Below are 19,718 nucleotides of genomic sequence, written 5' to 3'. Positions count from 1 at the left end.
TTTTAAGACCGCCTTTCATTGTTATAATTTTGCTATTATTTCTTAATAGTTTTTATGGTCTGTTTAGAACCATCTTTCATTACAAGTGTCAACAGATATATCCCTTGTCTCAATTCTCCTAAATGGATAGAAGATCCAGGATTATCAATCACTCTTATCAATCTTCCTGAAACATCAGAAACAGAGACCGATTTAACATTAGCTGGGTCCGAAATATTTACAACATCAGAGAAAGGATTAGGATAAACTTTGATATTTTTCTTCTCAGACTTCACATCAGAAGTTCCTAATGTACCTTTATTTATATCTATGGTAAATGTTCCTTCCGGTTCATCATAAAAACCACTGTAATATCCAACGTTTACGTAATAAGTATTTCCGGAAACTGTTGATATAGAAAGTGTTTCAGCACCTCCTGCCCCTGCATCATCTACAGTATCTTCGCATGACAGAGCAGAACATGTTCCGCTGTACACTCCGATCCGTGGATCAAAATCGCTTCCTGCAGGCATTGTTACGGTAATATTAAATGTGTCACCATCACCAACGAAAGTAAACCAAGTACCATCATTCATAGAGGCACTGCTGCACACATCTATCATTCCGGCATTATTAGTAGCTCCGGCTCCGTCGTTCTGAACATAAGTATATGGAAAAGATGTTGCTGCAATAGCTCCGCTGCAATCATCATTAGCAGGTGGTGGCGGGAATGTACCGACACAAACATCAAAACTTTGATTACTGCCAGTACCATAATAACTATAAACTCTTACCAGATAAGTTTCTCCTGGCGTAAGACCACTCACAGTACCCGATGCCGGATCTGAGCAATAAATACTAGACAGCGCACCACATCCTCCACTAAATACTTGGAAATAAGTATCGGTATCATCTGTAGTACTTCCTACTGACTGTATATTTAAAAGTGATATTTTGTGAGTTGTAGCAGTTGCAACAAATTTAAACCAAACATCATCATCAGGATCTCCATAGCAAGGATCTGGTATTGTTCCAGAATCAGTAGCTCCAACAGTATAACCAGCGGTTACAGTACCACAATTCATATCCGGATTTACCGTTAATGTAATTGCTGTGGCGCACTCGTCATTAACAGGCGGCGGAGGTGCGGTTGTAAACATTACTTCAGAGCATCCTGCCGATTCACCAGCTGAGTTTACTGCAATAACTTTGAGATAAAGAACAGTATTAGGAGCAAATGGTGCTGCAGGTGTAAAGCTGTTTGTGGTAACAGAAACCTGATTAGCCACATCTGTTCCACCTGAAGTTGTACCAATGGAAACCTTGTAGCTTGTGGCACCAGCTGAATTATTCCATGTTATATCTGGAGATAAAGGAACAAAAGAAGAATTATTTAGAGGATAGGTAACAAGAGGACATGCAGCTGTAGCACTCATCGTTAAACCTTCAAAAGTGGTAACAGATTTATAATCTCTACGTACTCCGTCCGGAGGAGAAGCAGGATCCGGATCTGTACTGTCATCTCTGTAAGTGATCGTTGAGTTTACTGCTCCAGAATAAACATACATTGCTTCAGCATAATCATTATCATCATAACCTGCCGAATTTTCTTCAGCCGCGACTACCAGGTTATCTACATTATTATAAGGATAAGGTGTCGCAAAGGTAACTTCAATTACTCCATTCGTATTAGTTACTGTCCCAGAAAACACCTGTGTAAGTTGTGAAAGCGGAATCCAATCTGAATCTGAAGTAAAGTCGGTTTTGGTAGTTTGCCCCAGATACACAACCCATTGAGACGAATTTGCAATCGACATTGAAGGATCAATATAAAATTTAAGCCCCGTAATATTTCCCGCTGCATTTGCATTAATTTCCTGTTTGGTAAAAATCTGCTGTGTGTACGAATAACCGAAATAGGTACTTATCGGAGCAACTCCGACATCAGTGCTTCCCGAACCCAATGTGATTTGGGCATTAAGCATCACGCCTAAAAAGAATAGGCATGAGAGTAGAAATTTTGTCATAAACTAGTTTTTATAAGTTATAAACTAAATTAATAATAATATTTTTAAATTAATTATAATAATACCATTTTTTTTAATAAAAACTTCTATATCATAAAAAATTATTCATATATAATTAAATAACCTTACAATGTTGAAATTATTTTTACAACAAACAAAATAGAGACTGCCCTTTCAAACAGTCTCTAACTTATTTTATGATAAAAGCTTAAAATTACTTCTTAATAGCTTTAATTGTTTGTTTAGAACCATCTTTCATTTCTAAAGTCACTAAATACATACCTTGTTTCAGTTCTCCCAAATGAAGTTCAGATCCCGGATTAGGAATTGTTTTCATCAATCTTCCTGAAAAGTCTGTAACCAAAACATTTTTCACATTAGTAGCATCAGAAATATTTAGTACCTCACTAAATGGATTAGGATAAACATTAAGTGATTTTTTTGTCTTTACTTCATTTGTAGCTAAAGCAAGTGATGAATCATATGCTGAAATCTGGAATTGTCCATTTGTACTTACACCTCCCGCAGTTCCTGTATATCTCCATACACTAAAGTATAAGGTTGATCCCGGAGTTTGTCCTGTCAATGAAACTATTGAATAAACTCCCCCGGCAGGGTTATCATCATTACAAGCAATTGATGTTAATGATCCACATGTTCCACTGTGTGCAGAAAGAACTGTATCTAATAATCCCGATCCTGTAACTCCTTTTGTTTCTACTGTAACATTTCCACTTGCAGGAACTATTACTGAAAACCAAACATTGTCTCCTCTATTGCTTTGGCATGATGTTGTACCATCCGTTGTAGCACCGGCATTTGAAGTTGTTAAAGCATTATCTGCAAATACACCTCCTACAGTTAAAGAGATTGCTCCAGAGCAAATGTCGTTTGCTGGAGGAGGGAAAGGTATTGTATATGTCACAGGCCCAACCCATGTACTTTGACTTGAAACAGAACAATTTGATCTTACCCATACATAGAAAGTAGATCCTGAAGTTCCGGGAACATTCTGCATTGTCCCTGTAATTCCAGTATATTGTGGAATAGTAGACCCTGTAGGCGCAGTATTATTTGAGCTATAATACACATCATAGCCCATAGCCGGAGGAATAGTTGGAGCCATCCAGTTAATATCTGCCCCTGTAGAAGTCAGATTACTAAAAGCTAAAGAATTCGGAGAAAGGCACGAAGGAGCTTCTTTTATTTCCACATTATCTAATAAAATATCATCGTAGAAATAACCATTACCCGCTACATCTTTATCAACCGAAAATCTTAATTGTACAGTTGCTCCTATATAATTTGATGCCAAAACAATTCCTTCACTTCTCCACAATTGAGAATTTGTAGTACCCGTGAATATTGTCACCCATCCATTGCCATCATTTATATCAAGAGTTAACTTATTGTTATCATAACTAGAAGGAGATACCGTTGTCGACGTTGAAGTGGAGTGATTTTTAAACCATTCGAATGACACATAAGGTACAGCTAAGCCTGTTAAATTAATAGATGGAGAGAGTAATTCTACATTATGTATTCCTGTATAGGGAGAACTTGCATCTACCCAGGCATAAGTACCCGAAGCCCTGCCATTATTTGCCAAGCTAGCACCATAATCTGCATTTCCTGTAAATTTCCATTTTACATTAGGATCTGTTGATGTCGATGTAGGGTTTTGAGTACTCCAACAATTGGGTAGTATTCCTGATGAAAACGTTTCTGAATAAGGAGCTGACAAAACAGAACAAATCGTCGTAAAATCTCTGACCGTACAAGTTGTTGCAGCTGTATTTGCTGTGTATCCACTAACTGTATAATAATATTTAGTAGAAGTATTTAATGGAGATGCAAAAGTATATGATGTTCCAGTAACATCAGCATTATTTACAATATCATTACCTCCTGAGGTTGTTCCAACATTCACTTTATATCCTATAGCTCCATTAATCGCAGTCCAGGTTATTGTAGGTATAGTACTTACGCCGGTAGCACCTGCCGCCGGAGCAGTTATCGTCGGACATAATGAAGGCGTTGTAAAACTTGCCGAACTAGACCATACTCCTTTATCAACACCATTACAATTCGCTCTTACCCAATAATTATAAGTTGTATTTGGAGTCAATCCTGATAAATTAGCAGTAACCACACCTGCTGTAGTTGATCCTGAAGGTGTCACACTATTTAAAGGTGTTGTAGCCGATGTACTGTAATAATATTCATATCCATTTCCCGGAGGAGTTGTAGAAGCCGTCCAGCTTATAGTTGCGGCATCAGGAGTTATTGCAGATGAAGCGAGACCGGTAACTGTGCTTGCACAATTTGCTAATGTTGTAAAAGAACCAGCCGTAGCGTAACCATTACCCGTACCTGCTAAATTTGGTATATGGGAGTACATTGCCTGTAATCCTCCATTCAGAGCTTGCACCTGAACCTGATACGTAGTATTTTGGTTTAATCCTGACAATGAAGCCGTTGTTGTTGAAACAGGATTACCTGTAAAATCAGTCCAGTCACAGCTTCCCAAAGCTCTATACTGAACATTATATGCAGTCGCACCCGTCGGAGCCGTCCAGCTAACAGTTGCTCCGTTTGTTGTAACTGCTGTTGTAGCCGCAAAAGTTCTGACTGGTAATTGGGTTCCTGGCATCCATGAGAATTGTAATCCATTCGGAATTTTAACGCTTGCGTTTGTAGTTCCTGAAAAAAGCATTGTACTTGCATTTGAATTTCCAGTTACCGCTTTAGACCAATCGCAACTTGTGCCTGTAGGTACATTACCAATCATTAGCGGGCTTACGTTACTTGCAAATGTTGTACTATTTCCTCGTATCCCTACCTGGGGTGTAGTTCCACTAGTACTTGCCGTTCCTGGATCTGTGCAGTTTCCATAAATAATCTTTATTTCACCAGTACTGTACACTAATCGGATTTGAAAATTCAACCTTTCCGTTGATCTGTTAAAATAATTCGCATGATCCTGCCACTGAACAACAAATTCAGTTCCTAAATCTTCATATCTTACTTCATGATTTCCTGAAGGCTGTACAGTATCTGTTGATGAAAAGCCTCCATCCTGTCCAAAAGCAGAAATAGCTCCGGTTGTTGATCCCAATGTTGAAAGAGGGGTATAATTTGTTCCTCCAGGTGCAGCTCCAAAAGTTATAAATCCATTTGCACTGACATAAACACTATTCATTGCAACACCACCAAAAGTAAATGGGGAAGACAAAGGAATTGCAGCCGAAACATCGTTATCATACGTTGTATTAGTCCCTGAGGGAAACAATTTCGTTCCTCCAGTAATAGGAGTATACGTGACGCCCGTACTCTTGACAAAAGAATAACTAGCGACATTTGTCTGTGCAAATGTACCTATTCCTAAGGCCATCATGCACGCCAGTAAAATTTTTTTCATTCGTTAGTAAATTTAAAATTAGGGGATAAAAGTATCAATAAATTACATTATATGAAAATTTTAATCCATTTCATTATTTAAAAAACAATTAAAAACCAAAATAAATACTAAAAATTAAATATTTGTTTAGTTTTTAAATAAAACTCTCAATTTAATGAGTTATTTTAAATATTCATTCTCAGGTAATTATAGTAACTAAAATTCATTCATGAGTTTCTTAAAATAACTACTTAACATAAAAAAATATTTATGTTCAAATAAAAAATAGCGGCTAAATTTAGCCGCTATCCAATTGTAGTTATTAATTAAGATTTATTTTTTAATTGCTTTAAGCGTTTGCTTAGAGCCATCTTTCATTTCTAATGAAATTAAATACAACCCTTGTTTCAATTCACTTAAATAAATTTGAGCACCAGGATTAGCAATAGTTTTCACCAATCTTCCTGAAAGATCTGTAACTAAAACATTCTTAACATTCGAAGCATCCGATATATTCAATACATCACTGAATGGGTTCGGATATACTTTAATACTGTCTTTTGATCTAACATCATTAGTAGACAAGTTTGTATTAAGTTCATAACTAACATCATCAATTAAAACACTATTAGCAGGAACTCCGGTATGTCTTAAAACCAGTTTATTAACTCCGGCCGGAATTCCGGTAATGTCTAATGAATAATCATCTACAGTTGTTGTACTGCTAGTGGTATATGATCCTATAGAGACAAAAGTAGATGTATCAGAAGGATTCGACAAGTATCCGATTTCAACAACACCTCCTGCCGTAAAATTAGCTCTTCCTTTAAACTTAAGAACATAATTACCAGACTGCAGGTTAGAAATTTCTGGTGTTGAAGCCATACCTACTCCGGTACTTGTACCATCATTGTAAATATATAAAGCATTAGGCGAACTAATTGCGGTAGAAGCATAAGTTCTTGCGTAAGAAGCATTTGTTCCGATACTTGCCCAACAAGTAGGAAGAGTACCTACTGCTGTAGTATCAAAATTCTGAGTCAACGTCTGTACCGCCACACAAGCAGTCGTAAAGCTCGCCATATTCGACCATTCACTGGTAGTAGCATTAGAACATTGAGATCTTACCCAAACATAATATGTAGTAGCCGGTGCAAGATTACTTATAGCCTGTGAAGTTCCTGTAATATTTAAGTAATTAGGATTCGTAGCAGCTATAGGAGCAGCGTTTGATGTACTATAATAAAGGTCATAGCCATTTGCAGGATCCGTTGCAGGAGCCGTCCAAGAAACTAAAGCCTCAGATGAAGTTACATTACTTACCGTTACAGCCGTTGGCTCTACACAAGTAGGACTAAGCATTACACTAAAGTCATCAAATCCCATATAATAAGGAGCTGTTGTCGTTGCCGTGGATTTGATTCCAAAGCTGTAAGAACCAGTAGTATTAGGAACAAAAGTCACTTTAACTTTTGTATAATTGGTACTGTTTGAACCTCCTGTTGAGGTCTGCGAAGAGGTAATGAAATTCGTCAAAGTAGTAGCCGCTGTAGAAGATTGCGAGTCATTCACAAGAACATCACCTTCCCATCCTGAAGTACCATCACCTACCCAATAGAAACTAAAGTCGTAAGACTGCCCTGCAGTAAGAGTCATTAGAGGAGTCCAAAGATATGCAGCCGTAGTAGGGTAATAAATCGTCATGTAATTTGGTGCAGACCTAGGATCATTATACGTTTGAGAACCTGCATTTTGAGTGGTAAACATATAAGATGCACTAAGCCCACCACTTGTTGACCAACAACTTGGAAGTATTCCGTTACCAATGGTAGTCATGGCATCAAAATTTTCAGTCCATGGGAAACTCGTTACCGGAACACATAATGTTGTAAAACTTGACATATTCGACCAAGGACTAACATCACTGGTAGAACAGTGAGATCTCACCCAAACATAATATGTAGTAGCTGGTGCAAGATTACTTATAGCCTGGGAAGTTCCTGAAATATTTAAATAATTAGGGTTCGTAGCAGAATTAGGAGCAGCGTTCGATGTACTATAATAAAGATCATAGCCATTAGCAGGAGCTGTTGCAGGAGCCGTCCAAGAAACTGAAGCCTCAGATGAAGTTACATTACTCACCGATACAGCCGTTGGCTCCGTACAAGTAGGAGTAAGCATTACACTAAAATCATCAAATCCCATATAATAAGGAGCAGATGTCGTTACAGAAGATTTTATTCCAAAACTGTAAGTACCAGTAGTAGTAGGAACAAAAGTCACTTTAACTTTTGTATAATTGGTACTGTTTGAACCTCCTGTTGAAGTCTGCGAAGAGGTAATGAAATTCGTCAAAACAGTAGCTCCGGTAGAAGATTGCGAATTATTCACAACTACATCACCTTCCCATCCTGAAGTACCATCACCTACCCAATAGAAAGTGAAGTCATAAGACTGTCCTGCAGTAAGAGTCATTAGAGGAGCCCAAAGATATGCAGCCGTGGTAGGATAATAAATTGTCATATAATTCGGCGTAGATCTAGGATCATTGTAACCTTGAGAACCTGCATTTTGAGTTGTAAACATATAAGACGCACTAAGCCCACCACTTGTTGCCCAACAACTTGGAAGTATTCCGTTACCAATGGTAGTCATTCCATCAAAGTTTTCAGTCCAAGGGAAAGAAGAAATCGGAGCCGCAGGCCCTGATACACTTACAGGAGTTGAATTTGTTGTAGCACCCGAACACGTAACAGCACAATAAAAGCTATTCGCAGCACTTACAGTCGCTGTATACGATGAACCTGTAGCACCTGAAATAGCACCGGAGTTATCGTACCACTGATAAGTAACACCACTTCCTAAAGTAGGATTCTGCAAACTTAAAGTTGTTGAATACGGGGCTGAACAAGGTGTACTTGTTGCCGTAGCCAATGTATTTCCTGGTGCAGGTGTACCCGTACAAGCTGGTGCAGTAAAAGTAACCTGAGTTTGGTATCTGCGAGAATATGTAGTGTAAGAAGTTGTAGTAGCAGGTATACTGGCAGAATTACTCGTTCCTATAGCCTGCACAGCACTTGTACTGTCGTATTTCCACTGAAAAGCGCCCCCTGTGAAAGGAGTAGACAACGATCCCGAAGGAACCCAATCAATATATACTTCTATAGCTCCTCCTGTATAGGTAAAAGCATTCCCCGTATTATTCGCAAATGTAACCCAACCTGCCGCAGAAGGAAAATTGTTGGAAGCATCAATAGTGGCAGAATAAAATAAAGTAGCCCCTGTCGTCATTGTAGTCCAGCTGGTACCTGAAGCCAATGCAGTAGCCGAACTGTTTTTCAAATAAACATTTAAAGTCCAGGCATTCGATCCCGAAACATTATTAGCTGTTGTTTTGTAATATCCTATACTATTAATCGGATAGGAATTAAAAATACCCGCCGCACTTAAATCCGAAGCTGTAAGTAACTGTACAGACTTAGAATAATGATACGAACTTGTGCCGCTGGATCTGTATATAGGATCCCCATTAGTCCCCGCAGAAGCTGTGCTGGCTCCCGCGCCAATGGTGACGGTCGTTTGTGCCGTAACTCCTATACTAAGGAGAACCATGCACCAAAGTAAAAACTTTCTCATATTATGCAAATTAAAATTAGGGAGTAAAAATATCAATTAATTACATAATATCAAATAAATTATTAATTTTCATTATAAAAAATCAAAAATAAATGAATATTAATCAATAAAAATAGATAAATATTAAATTATATATAAAATTTCTCTTTTTGATGATATATTTTAAAAAACTGTTTTTCAACAAATTACGCTACATTAATTTAATATTAACAACTTTAAAAAATTAATATATTTTATGAAAAATTTAACATGAACTTACATAATTTATATTCATTTAAAATAATATATGAAAAAACCATCTCTAATTTGAGATGGCTTTGATTATAAGACAAAGTATTCTATTAATTTAAATAAAATTCATATTTATTCAGTAATTGAATTTCTTTAATGAGTTCGCCGCTGAGGTTCACAGAATGCTTCATAGACTGTACTTCAAGATGCTCAACTCCGGAATCCTCATCTGTGTTTTTGATATAAAATTTCAACTTCTGATTTCCCTGATTTCTTTCAAGAACCGTTCTGAAAAACATAAGATCTTCGGGCCTGAAATCCATCACATCCATAACGAGAGAAATGCTTTTTGCAAATCTTTCAAATGCTTCCTGAAGTTCTATCACATCATTCACATTTACGAAAACCCGACCGTCTTTTACCTGGGCAAATTTGATCTTGAAAATCACAAAACGCTGCACTTCAAGCTTTTCTTTTAAGCGCATATAGTCACGGTCACCAAGTCTGAAAGAATAAGATCCCGAATAATCTTCAAGTGTCACAAAAGCCACCTTCTCACCACTTCTGAAACCATCCTGAACACGATATTCCGTAATAAGACCGGCAACGGTATATTCTTTTCCGCCACCGCCATTTTCTCTTTCCTTCTGCAACGTTTTCCAGTCCTTTTTCTTCTCCTCAAACAATTCTTCCTGCTTATTGGCAAAAGCCTGTTCTTTATATGCATCTACCTCATCAAGGTTAAGAAAATGAAAAACGCCTTTCGGTTCTGCTTTTTTAGTAACTTCTTCAATGATTTCTTCTTCACCCGTCAATAATTCATCAGACACAATTTCTACAAGATCCGCAACATCTTCAGGAGCATCCTGCTCAAGAATAGGAACTTCATCAATTACTATTTTTACTTCTTCTTCTTTTTCCAAAACAGCTTTTTTAGACAATTGCCCCTGCATAAACTGATACTGATACTTAAATTCATCCAGCGGATGTGCAGAAAGATAGAATCCGATGGTTTCTTTTTCTTTATTCAGCTTGTGCATATTCGGCCATTCCGGACATGGCGGAAGTTTCGGCTGCTCGATCTGAACTTCTTCTGCGAAATCTGCGAACAGGGAATTTTCCATTTCATTTTTACTTTCCTGAAAACTCTGCCCATATCTTATCAATCTTTCCAGATTGGTTCTTCCTGCCATATCAATATCAAAATATTGTCCTCTGTGAAAGGAACCAATCTCGTCAAAAGCGCCAGCCAATACCAAACTTTCCGCCACTCTTTTATTCATTTGAGAAGGAAGAATCCTTTCAAAGAAATCATAAATATTTTTAAATCTTCCGTTTGCTCTTTCTCTGGTAATCGCTTCACTCGGCCCTTCACCAATTCCTTTGATAGCTCCCAAACCAAAACGGATTTGCCCTTTTTCGTTTACCGAGAATTTATATTGTGATTCATTAACATCCGGCCCTAAAACATCCACTCCCATACTTTTACAGTCTTCCATGAACATGGTAATAGAATCGGTATTGTTGATGTTATTACTCATCACACTCGCCATATATTCTGCAGGATAATTGGCTTTTAAAAAGGCCGTCTGATAGGCAATAAATGCATAACAGGTAGAGTGAGATTTATTAAAGGCATATTCTGCAAAGGCTTTCCAGTCGTTCCAGATTTTTTCTAATCTTTCTTCATCAAGGTTATTTTTTCTTCCGCCTTCGATGAACTTCGGATACATTTTATTAAGAACATCAATCTGCTTTTTACCCATCGCTTTTCTCAGCGTATCGGCTTCACCTTTTGTAAAGTTGGCCAGTTTCTGAGACAAAAGCATTACCTGCTCTTGATAAACGGTAATCCCATAGGTTTCCTTTAAATACTCCTCGGTTTCAGGTAAATCGTAAACGATCTCTTCGATTCCATGTTTTCTGTTGATGAAATTCGGAATATATTTAATAGGACCCGGACGATATAACGCGTTCATCGCAATAAGGTCAGCAAAAACAGTCGGTTTAAGTTCCCGCATGTACTTTTGCATTCCCGGACTTTCATACTGGAAAATCCCAATCGTTCGGCCTTCTTTAAATAACTGATAAGTCTTAGTATCATCCAAAGGAATTTCGTCAGGATCAATATCTACCCCATGTCTTTGTTTAACGAGCTTAAGTGCATCTTTAATGATCGTCAATGTTCTCAGACCTAGGAAGTCCATCTTCAGTAGACCGGCACTTTCCGCCACAGAGTTATCAAACTGGGAAACCAGAATATCTGCATCCTTCGCTGCAATCGTTACCGGAACAAGATTACTCACATCTTCAGGTGTAATGATTACACCACAGGCATGAATCCCGGTATTCCGGATACATCCTTCCATTTTTCTCGCACTTGCCAACACATCATGGCGGGGATCCGAAGGACTATCGAGAACAAATCGCATTTCGTCAACGAGCTGCTGTTCTTCCGGCTTTAATTTATCATATTTTGCCAACGCTTTAGCAATATTCATCCCGGGCGTAGAAGGAATCAGTTTGGCAATATTGTTCGTATCAGGAATCGGAACATCCAACACTCTTCCTGCATCTTTAATCGCAGATTTCCCACCCAGAACAGAATAAGTAATAATCTGTGCGACCTGGCTTTGTCCGTATTTATCAATTACCCATTTGATAATCCGGTCACGACCTTCATCATCAAAGTCAATATCGATATCGGGCATGGAAACCCTTTCCGGATTAAGGAAACGCTCAAAAAGGAGATCGTATTTAATTGGGTCTACATTGGTAATTCCGATACAATAGGCAACTGCTGAACCTGCTGCAGATCCACGACCTGGACCCACCCAAACTCCCATTTTACGGGCTTCATTACAAAAATCCTGTACAATGAGGAAATATCCCGGATATCCGGTGTTGGCAATTACCTCAAGTTCAAAATCAAGACGCTCTTTTATGTCGTCGGTGATTCCATTCTCTCCATACCTTTTTTTCGCACCTTCATAAGTAAGATAGGTAAGGTAGGCCATTTCACCGCGTTTTCCTCCATCAATTTCATCTTCTGCATGAACAAACTCCTGAGGAATATCAAATTTTGGAAGAAGAACATCTCTTTTCAGCGTATAAGGTTTGAATTTCGCCGTAAATTCTTCGTAAGCATCAAAAGCATCAGGATATGCTAAAAAAGCTTCTTTAATTTCATCTGAATTTTTAATATAATACTCTCCGGTAGCAAGACCTCTTCTTTTGCCAAACCCTTTTCCTACAGGCGTTGAAAGTTTTTCACCATCTTTGATACAGCTTACTATATCCTGAATATTAGAATCGTCTTTATTGGTATAAAACGTTTCGTTCTGCGCTAAAATTTTAACATTATATTTATCGGCAAAATGAAGCAGAACATCATTCAAATGCTCTTCTTCAGGCAGTTTATGGTTTTGGATCTGAACATAAAAATCATCTTCAAAAGTATCTTTCCACCATTTGAAAAGCTCCTCTCCTTTTTGTTCACCGGTATTTAAAATAGCATCCGGAATATCTCCGTGAATACCTGAAGTTAACGCAATTACACCTTCTTTATATTGAGCAATCAATTCGCGGCTTACCCTGGGAACACCAAAATAGAAACCTTTCAGAAAACCAATACTTGAAAGTTTCGCTAAATTTTTATATCCGTTAAAATCTTTCGCCAGCAAAACAACCTGAGTTCTTCTGTCGGGATCATCTTTCGTAAACTGTTTTTGTTCATAACGGTCTGAAATATAAAATTCGCAACCCACAACCGGAATCAATGGTTCTGAAACCGGTTCAGTTTCACTAAATACTTCACCCTTTTCCTCTGCTTCCTGTTTCTTGGCTAAATATTCCTTATGCTTTTTTGCACGATCGCCATTAGCGCCCTCTACAGCAGAAACAAACTTAAATGCTCCCATCATATTCCCCAGATCCACCATACCGACGGCCGGGAAGTTATCATCAGTCGCTTTCTTAATCAGATCGTTAATACTTGAAGTCGCAGATAATGTTGAAAAAACACTGTGGTTATCAAAATTGAAATATTTTCCGAGATCAATTTCATCAATACTTCCGAAATCCTGCTGCTTTTTCTTGTTATGGAAATCCGCAACCTGCCTTCTGATAATAATATTGAATGGCTTTATCGGATCAGGATACAGCGTTTTGAAATACGTAAGCTGATCTTCAGAAATTTTTAAAACCTCAGCAGGAATCACTCCGATTCTCATCATTTCAAAGAAAACCTGAGCAGTAGCATTTACGTCGGCCGCAGCATTGTGAGCTTCATCAAATTTATGCCCGTAAAGTTTTTCGTAAAGTTCCTCCAGTTTCGGAGGTTTGAATCTTCCTCCACGTCCTCCGCCAAGTTGGCAAAAATCTGTCCCCAGAACCATCGTATCAGCTCTGGGTTTTTCCTGAAGATTGTCTTTTATATTTTTACGGTAAAATTCGGCTCCAACGATATTATAGTCGAACTCTACATTATGTCCGGAAACGACTCTTACTTTTTCTAAAACTTTAGCAAATTCATTTAAAATCTCTGTAAGATCACGGCCTTCTTCATTCGCAATTTTGGTCGTGATCCCGTGAATTCTTGCAGCGTTGAAAGGAATATCATATCCTTCCGGCTTTATAATATAATCCTGATTTTCAATTAATGTCCCATCATCATCATGCAACTGCCACGCAATCTGCACCATTCTTGGCCAGTTGTCTGAATCTGAAAGCGGAGCGTTGAAATTTTTCGGTAAACCTGTGGTTTCTGTGTCAAAAACTAAATACATGTAATTTTTCTAGCTTTTATTTAAAAGAGAATGTAAAGTTACTTCATTTTTTTGATGTAAATAGCTTAATAAATTGTTTTTAATTTGACCGATATTTCTTTTCAGTGTTTTTAAAATTTTTGTGAAGACTGATAAATTAATAAATAAAATTTAAGATTAATTAAAATTTCATTAATATTAGTTAACGTATTGCTAAATAACTATCAAGAATTATGAACTTTATATACATTTGCTATGCAAATTTATAATCACTAACCGGCATGAAGAAAAATCTAGTCTTTATAGGCACTTTGCTGTGCATATTGAGCTACGCGCAAAAGAGCAATGAAATTTTAAGAAGGGAGTTTGAACAGCAGAAAATTCAGAATGAAAAAAAGTTTGATGCTTATGCTGAAAGAGTTTACGGAAAAAACCCTGATTCATCAACGAAGAAAAAAATAGATTCATTAAAATCACGACTTGGAGGTTTCCATTTTAACGTCCCTTATTTTTTAGAAGAGCATGATACCAGACAATTATCGAATTCCAATTCTGACCAATTGAATACCGCCGGCAATATAACTGGGCTTTCAGGTGCTTTTAACGGAGAAAATATTAAATATACAATATATGATGGTGGCAGAATATATGAAGCTCATACTGCTTTCAATAATGCAACCGGAAGAATCACCAATAAAGAAGCAAGCACACAAGACTATTCCGACCATTCTACAGGTGTAGGAAGTTTTATTGGAGGGAAAAGCGTTAATTTGTCCAACGGTGGTGTTTCTGTAGGAAATGCGAAAGGAGTTGCCATCAATTCTACGATAGACAGTTATATGTTTGCTACAACCACTTTGCCCGGTGACGCTTCCACAAGTTCTGTTTTCGATAAAATTCTTACTGCTGCACCTAATATTTCCAACCATTCTTATGGCATTAATGCAGGGTGGGACGAAAAATATGACAGCAGCGGAAACCTATCATCTTATGTTTACAATGGCTCTAAAAGCGGAAATACATTTTACGACTTTCAGGGAACTTACGATACCAACGATTACAATTATGATGCTTTGGTGTATAATAATCCGTCTTTTATTATTGTGAAATCCGCCGGAAATTCCTTTGGTATGGGACCCAATGGAGCATCAACAACAATTCCTAAATATTACAGAACGTCAAGTGGACAAAGTGCGTTCGGTACCAGTGATACACCTCCGGCAAATAACTGTGCACAAGGCTACGACTGTATTGGTCCGGGATCACTGGCAAAAAATATTATTGTTGTAGGAGCTACAGACATAATCACAACTAATAATTATCGATATACAGCCGCAAGTGATGTTGTACATTCCGATTACAGCAGCGCAGGGCCAAGAGACGACGGAGGAATAAAACCGGATATATCAGCAGTCGGTACGGACGTTCTCTATGCCGCAACATCAACCACAGGAAGCAGCCTTTGGGCAGGCGGAAGCGGAACTTCTTTTTCAGCGCCGGTGGTCACAGGAATTATCGGGCTATGGACTCAGATTTACAAGCAGCTTTTCAATAATGCAACACTTAATGCTGCTTCTGCGAAGGTGCTTACTGTTCATTCTGCTGCTGAAGCAGGAAATATTGGTCCAGATCCATGGTTCGGATGGGGATTTATCGATGCTAAAAAAGGAGCAGAATTACTGGTAGGAAAAGCTAATAACACCGTAATTTTTAACGATGAAACTTTAAACAGCGGAGTTAAAAACAGTAAAACGATTACCGCAAGCGGAAGTGAACCATTAAAAGCAACCATCAGCTGGATAGATCCTGAATATGAGCCAAATTACCAATTGGTATCCGATGTTTATAATAACAGAACATCCAAGCTGATTAATGACCTTGATCTTAGAATTATAGACCTTACGACCAATACTGTATATTATCCGTGGAAACTTAATGCCAACAGTCCAATGACACCGGCAACGAAAGCAGATAACACGGTGGATAATGTGGAGCAGGTGGTTATTGATGCTCCTGTTGCCGGCAGAAGCTACAGAATCGAAATAACAAATAAAGGAACATTGGTTGATGAATCGGGATCCATTGCTCCGCAAAACTATTCTATCATGGTAACAGGACAAACCACTTCTTCATTAGCAACGAGCGATGTTGTAAAAGACAGCGGAATCATCGTATCGCCTACGCTTACCAAAGATTTTGTTAAAGTGTTAAAAGCACCGAAAAAATCAATCTTCAATGTCTATGATCTTTCAGGAAAGAAACTTCAGAGCGGAACGATTAATAGCAATGAAGAAAGCATCGATTTGACTTCATACACTAAAGGAATATATATCATTGAAGTAAAAACTGACCGCGATATAGTATCTAAAAAAGTAATTAAAGAGTAATAAATTTACTGTTTGAACATTGATAAATCCATAAAACACTAACGGTTGTTAGTGTTTTATTTTTTTGTTTATCTTTGCTTTCTATGGAAAATACACTTCACGAAAAAGTTTCTCAGGATATTCTGCTTAAAGCTTACAACCATATGATGCTTGCCAAAGCAATGGCTGACATTTATGAGGAAAACAGAAATGTTACCAAATATGTTCATAGTACATCAAGAGGTCATGAAGCCATTCAGCTGGCCACTGCTTATCAGCTTAAAAAAGAAGACTGGGTTTCTCCTTATTACAGAGACGAAAGCATTCTTTTAGGAATAGGTTTTGAACCTTATCAGCTGATGCTTCAGCTATTGGCAAAAGCAGAAGATCCTTTTTCAGGAGGAAGATCTTATTACTCCCATCCATCAAGCAGAGATGAAGATAAACCTAAAATAATTCACCAGAGTTCCGCCACAGGAATGCAGACAATTCCTACTGCAGGCGTTGCACAGGGAATAAAATATATTCAGGATTTCAATTTACAACAATTTGAAAATAATCCGGTTGTGGTATGCAGCCTCGGAGATAATTCAGTAACGGAAGGTGAAGTGAGTGAAGCGCTTCAGTTTTCTGCATTGCATCAGTTGCCAATTATTTTCCTTGTTCAGGATAATGAATGGGGAATTTCCGTAACGAAGGATGAAGCAAGAACCTGTGACGCTTACGATTTCGTAGCAGGATTTACAGGCTTAAGCAGAATGAGAGTCGACGGAACAGATTTCATCGAAAGCCTTGAAGTTATGAAAAAAGCCTTTGATTTTGTACGTAATGAAAGAAAGCCTTTAGTCGTTTGTGCAAAAACCGTTTTGATCGGTCACCATACTTCCGGAGTACGTAGAGAGTTCTACAGAGATGAAGAAGATTTATCAAAACACAGAGCAAAAGATCCGGGAGAGATTCTTAGAAACCAATTGCTGGAATCCGGAGTTGATGAAGAACTATTAAAACAGATTACCAAAAAAGCCCGTCTTGAAGCTGAAGAAGCTTTTGAAAGAGCTCAGAAGGCTGAAGATCCGAAACCCGAATCTGTGATGGAACACATTTTCGCACCGACTCCTATTACTGAAGAAGTGGGAACACGCGAACCTCAGGGTGGAGAAAAGATTGTAATGGTGGATGCGGCCATTCATGCCATTCAGGAACTGATGTGGAAACATCCGGAAGCCTTGCTTTACGGACAGGATGTAGGAGAAAGAATCGGTGGTGTTTTCCGTGAAACGGTAACATTAGGAAAGAAATTCGGAAGTAAGAGAGTTTTTAATACGGCCATCCAGGAAGCTTATATTATCGGTTCTACAACAGGCATGAGCGCAGTCGGATTAAAACCGATCGTCGAAGTGCAGTTTGCTGATTACATTTATCCGGGAATCAATCAGTTGATTACAGAAATTTCAAAATCAAGTTATTTAAGTCAGGGAAAATTCCCCGTAAGTAATATTATTCGTGTTCCGATCGGCGCTTATGGCGGTGGCGGACCTTACCACAGCGGTAGCGTAGAAAGTATTCTGGCAAATATTAAAGGAATTAAAATTGCTTATCCAAGTAACGCAGCAGATTTCAAAGGACTTTTAAAAGCAGCTTATTATGACCCAAACCCGGTAATCATGCTGGAACATAAAGGTCTTTACTGGAGCAAAGTTCCGGGAACTGAAGATGCAAAAACAATCGAGCCGGCGGAAGATTATATTTTACCTTTCGGAAAAGGAAAAGTAATTATCGAAGCCGATAAAGCAGAAACAGAAAAAGGGAGAACATTATTAGTGGTAACCTACGGAATGGGGGTTTACTGGGCAAAAGAAGCCGCGAAGAAATTTAACGGAAGAGTTGAAGTGATCGATTTAAGAACATTAATTCCGCTTGACGAAGAACTTGTTTTTGAAAGAGTAAAAGCGCACGGAAAATGTATCGTTCTTACCGAAGAACAATTAACCAATTCTTTTGCAGAAGCCTTTGCACACAGAATTTCAAAAAATTGTTTTAAATATCTTGATGCTCCGGTAGAAACGATGGGATCTTTGGATACACCGGCAGTTCCGATCAATTTGGTATTGGAAAAAGAAATGCTTCCTAACGCCGAAAAGTTAAGTGCAAAAATTGAAGAAATGCTGAACTATTAATTCAGAAAAAATAAAATTGAACCTCTAAAATTTTTTTAGAGGTTTTTTTGTACACTTTTTGTTAACTTCAATAAACTCTTATAAAGCATTACAGAATATGATTACTACAAAATACATCAATTACAGACAGGTTCTCAATTTATCGGGATTTCATCTTATCCTGATTTCTGTTTGGTGTACATTAATTGCCGTTCTTTTTCATTTTTTCAATTGGAACTGGATGGTTATTCCCTGGGTTCCCGTAGCACTGATTGGTACAGCCGAAGCTTTTTTAGTCGGGTTTAAAAATAACCAGGCCTACGACCGATTATGGGAAGCCCGAAAAATATGGGGCGGAATTGTTAATTCAAGCAGAATGCTCGGATCAATGGTCTATGCTTTCAATACGGAAAACGAACTCATAGGAAAATTTGATTCCGAAGACCGTAAAAAGAAAATCATTTGCAGACACATCGCCTGGTTATACGCTTTCCGCGATCAACTTTTGGTTCCTACAGAATGGGAACATATTAAAGTGGAAGAAGATCTTTCAAAAAATACCGATCTCAAACGTAATCGATTGATTAAAGCCGGATTTCCAGACTATACAAGAACCCCTTTATTTCTGAATAAATACTTATCCGAAGAAGAAGCAGAATCAAGATCTCATTACAAAAACTTTGCGACCTATCTCATCGCTCAGCAATCGAAAGACATAAATGAGCTGAAGAATATGGGTGCCATTTCAGAATTCAACCAGATGCAGCTTCAGGAATGCCTGAACGAATTTTATACCCTTCAGGGACAAGCCGAAAGAATCAAAAAATTCCCTTTACCAAGACAGTTTGCAAGTACTGCATTTGTGTTTAATGTCATTTTCATTATGCTGCTTCCATTAGGATTGGTAAGCGAGTTTGCACAGTTGGGAGACTGGGGAATTTGGGCTTCCATTCCTTTCTGTATCACAATTGGCTGGATTTATATCATCATGGAACTGGTAGGAGATTATTCAGAAAACCCTTTTGAAGGATTAATGTTCGATATCCCGATGCTTTCCATCTGCCGAACCATTGAGATTGATCTCCTTCAGATGACCGGAGAAACAGAATTACCGGATCCGATTGCCTCTAAAAACGGTGTTTTGGTTTAAAAAAACT

General features: G+C 38.0%; 7 protein-coding genes. 3 read left to right on the top strand and 4 right to left on the bottom strand.

The features are described from left to right. Positions 1 to 35: 35 nt before the first annotated feature. The 4 genes from BLR30_RS13040 to dnaE form a co-directional block, all read right to left on the bottom strand. Entirely contained in the window at positions 36 to 2,006 is a 1,971-nt protein-coding gene (locus BLR30_RS13040) for a T9SS type A sorting domain-containing protein (RefSeq protein ID WP_089859590.1), read from the bottom strand. Between the two features lie 214 nt (positions 2,007 to 2,220). Next, positions 2,221 to 5,427, bottom strand: coding sequence for a fibronectin type III domain-containing protein (locus tag BLR30_RS13035; RefSeq protein WP_089859587.1), 3,207 nt, complete (start codon positions 5,425 to 5,427; stop codon positions 2,221 to 2,223). 312 nt (positions 5,428 to 5,739) lie between these two features. Beyond that, positions 5,740 to 9,042 (bottom strand): fibronectin type III domain-containing protein, encoded by a 3,303-nt coding sequence (locus BLR30_RS13030; protein ID WP_089859584.1) that lies wholly within the window; start codon positions 9,040 to 9,042, stop codon positions 5,740 to 5,742. Between the two features lie 341 nt (positions 9,043 to 9,383). After that, the gene (dnaE, locus tag BLR30_RS13025) at positions 9,384 to 14,060 is read right to left on the bottom strand and encodes a DNA polymerase III subunit alpha (protein ID WP_089859580.1); all 4,677 of its coding nucleotides are present in this window, start codon (positions 14,058 to 14,060) and stop codon (positions 9,384 to 9,386) included. Between the two features lie 260 nt (positions 14,061 to 14,320). Between dnaE and BLR30_RS13020 the strand changes: the two genes are divergently transcribed. From BLR30_RS13020 to BLR30_RS13010, 3 genes are all read left to right on the top strand, one after another. Next, positions 14,321 to 16,426: a S8 family peptidase gene (locus BLR30_RS13020; protein WP_089859578.1), complete on the top strand. Its 2,106-nt coding sequence runs from the start codon at positions 14,321 to 14,323 to the stop codon at positions 16,424 to 16,426. 83 nt (positions 16,427 to 16,509) lie between these two features. After that, positions 16,510 to 18,582, top strand: coding sequence for an alpha-ketoacid dehydrogenase subunit alpha/beta (locus BLR30_RS13015; RefSeq protein WP_089859575.1), 2,073 nt, complete (start codon positions 16,510 to 16,512; stop codon positions 18,580 to 18,582). A gap of 97 nt (positions 18,583 to 18,679) precedes the next feature. Further along, positions 18,680 to 19,711, top strand: a complete 1,032-nt coding sequence (locus BLR30_RS13010) for a bestrophin family protein (RefSeq protein ID WP_089859570.1) — start codon at positions 18,680 to 18,682, stop codon at positions 19,709 to 19,711. Positions 19,712 to 19,718 lie beyond the last annotated feature (7 nt).

Origin of the sequence: Chryseobacterium taeanense (assembly GCF_900099685.1) — a bacterium.
Lineage (GTDB): Bacteria > Bacteroidota > Bacteroidia > Flavobacteriales > Weeksellaceae > Chryseobacterium > Chryseobacterium taeanense.
The sequence above is the reverse complement of the archived record's forward strand: the minus strand, read 5'-3'. Positions and strand labels throughout refer to the sequence as shown.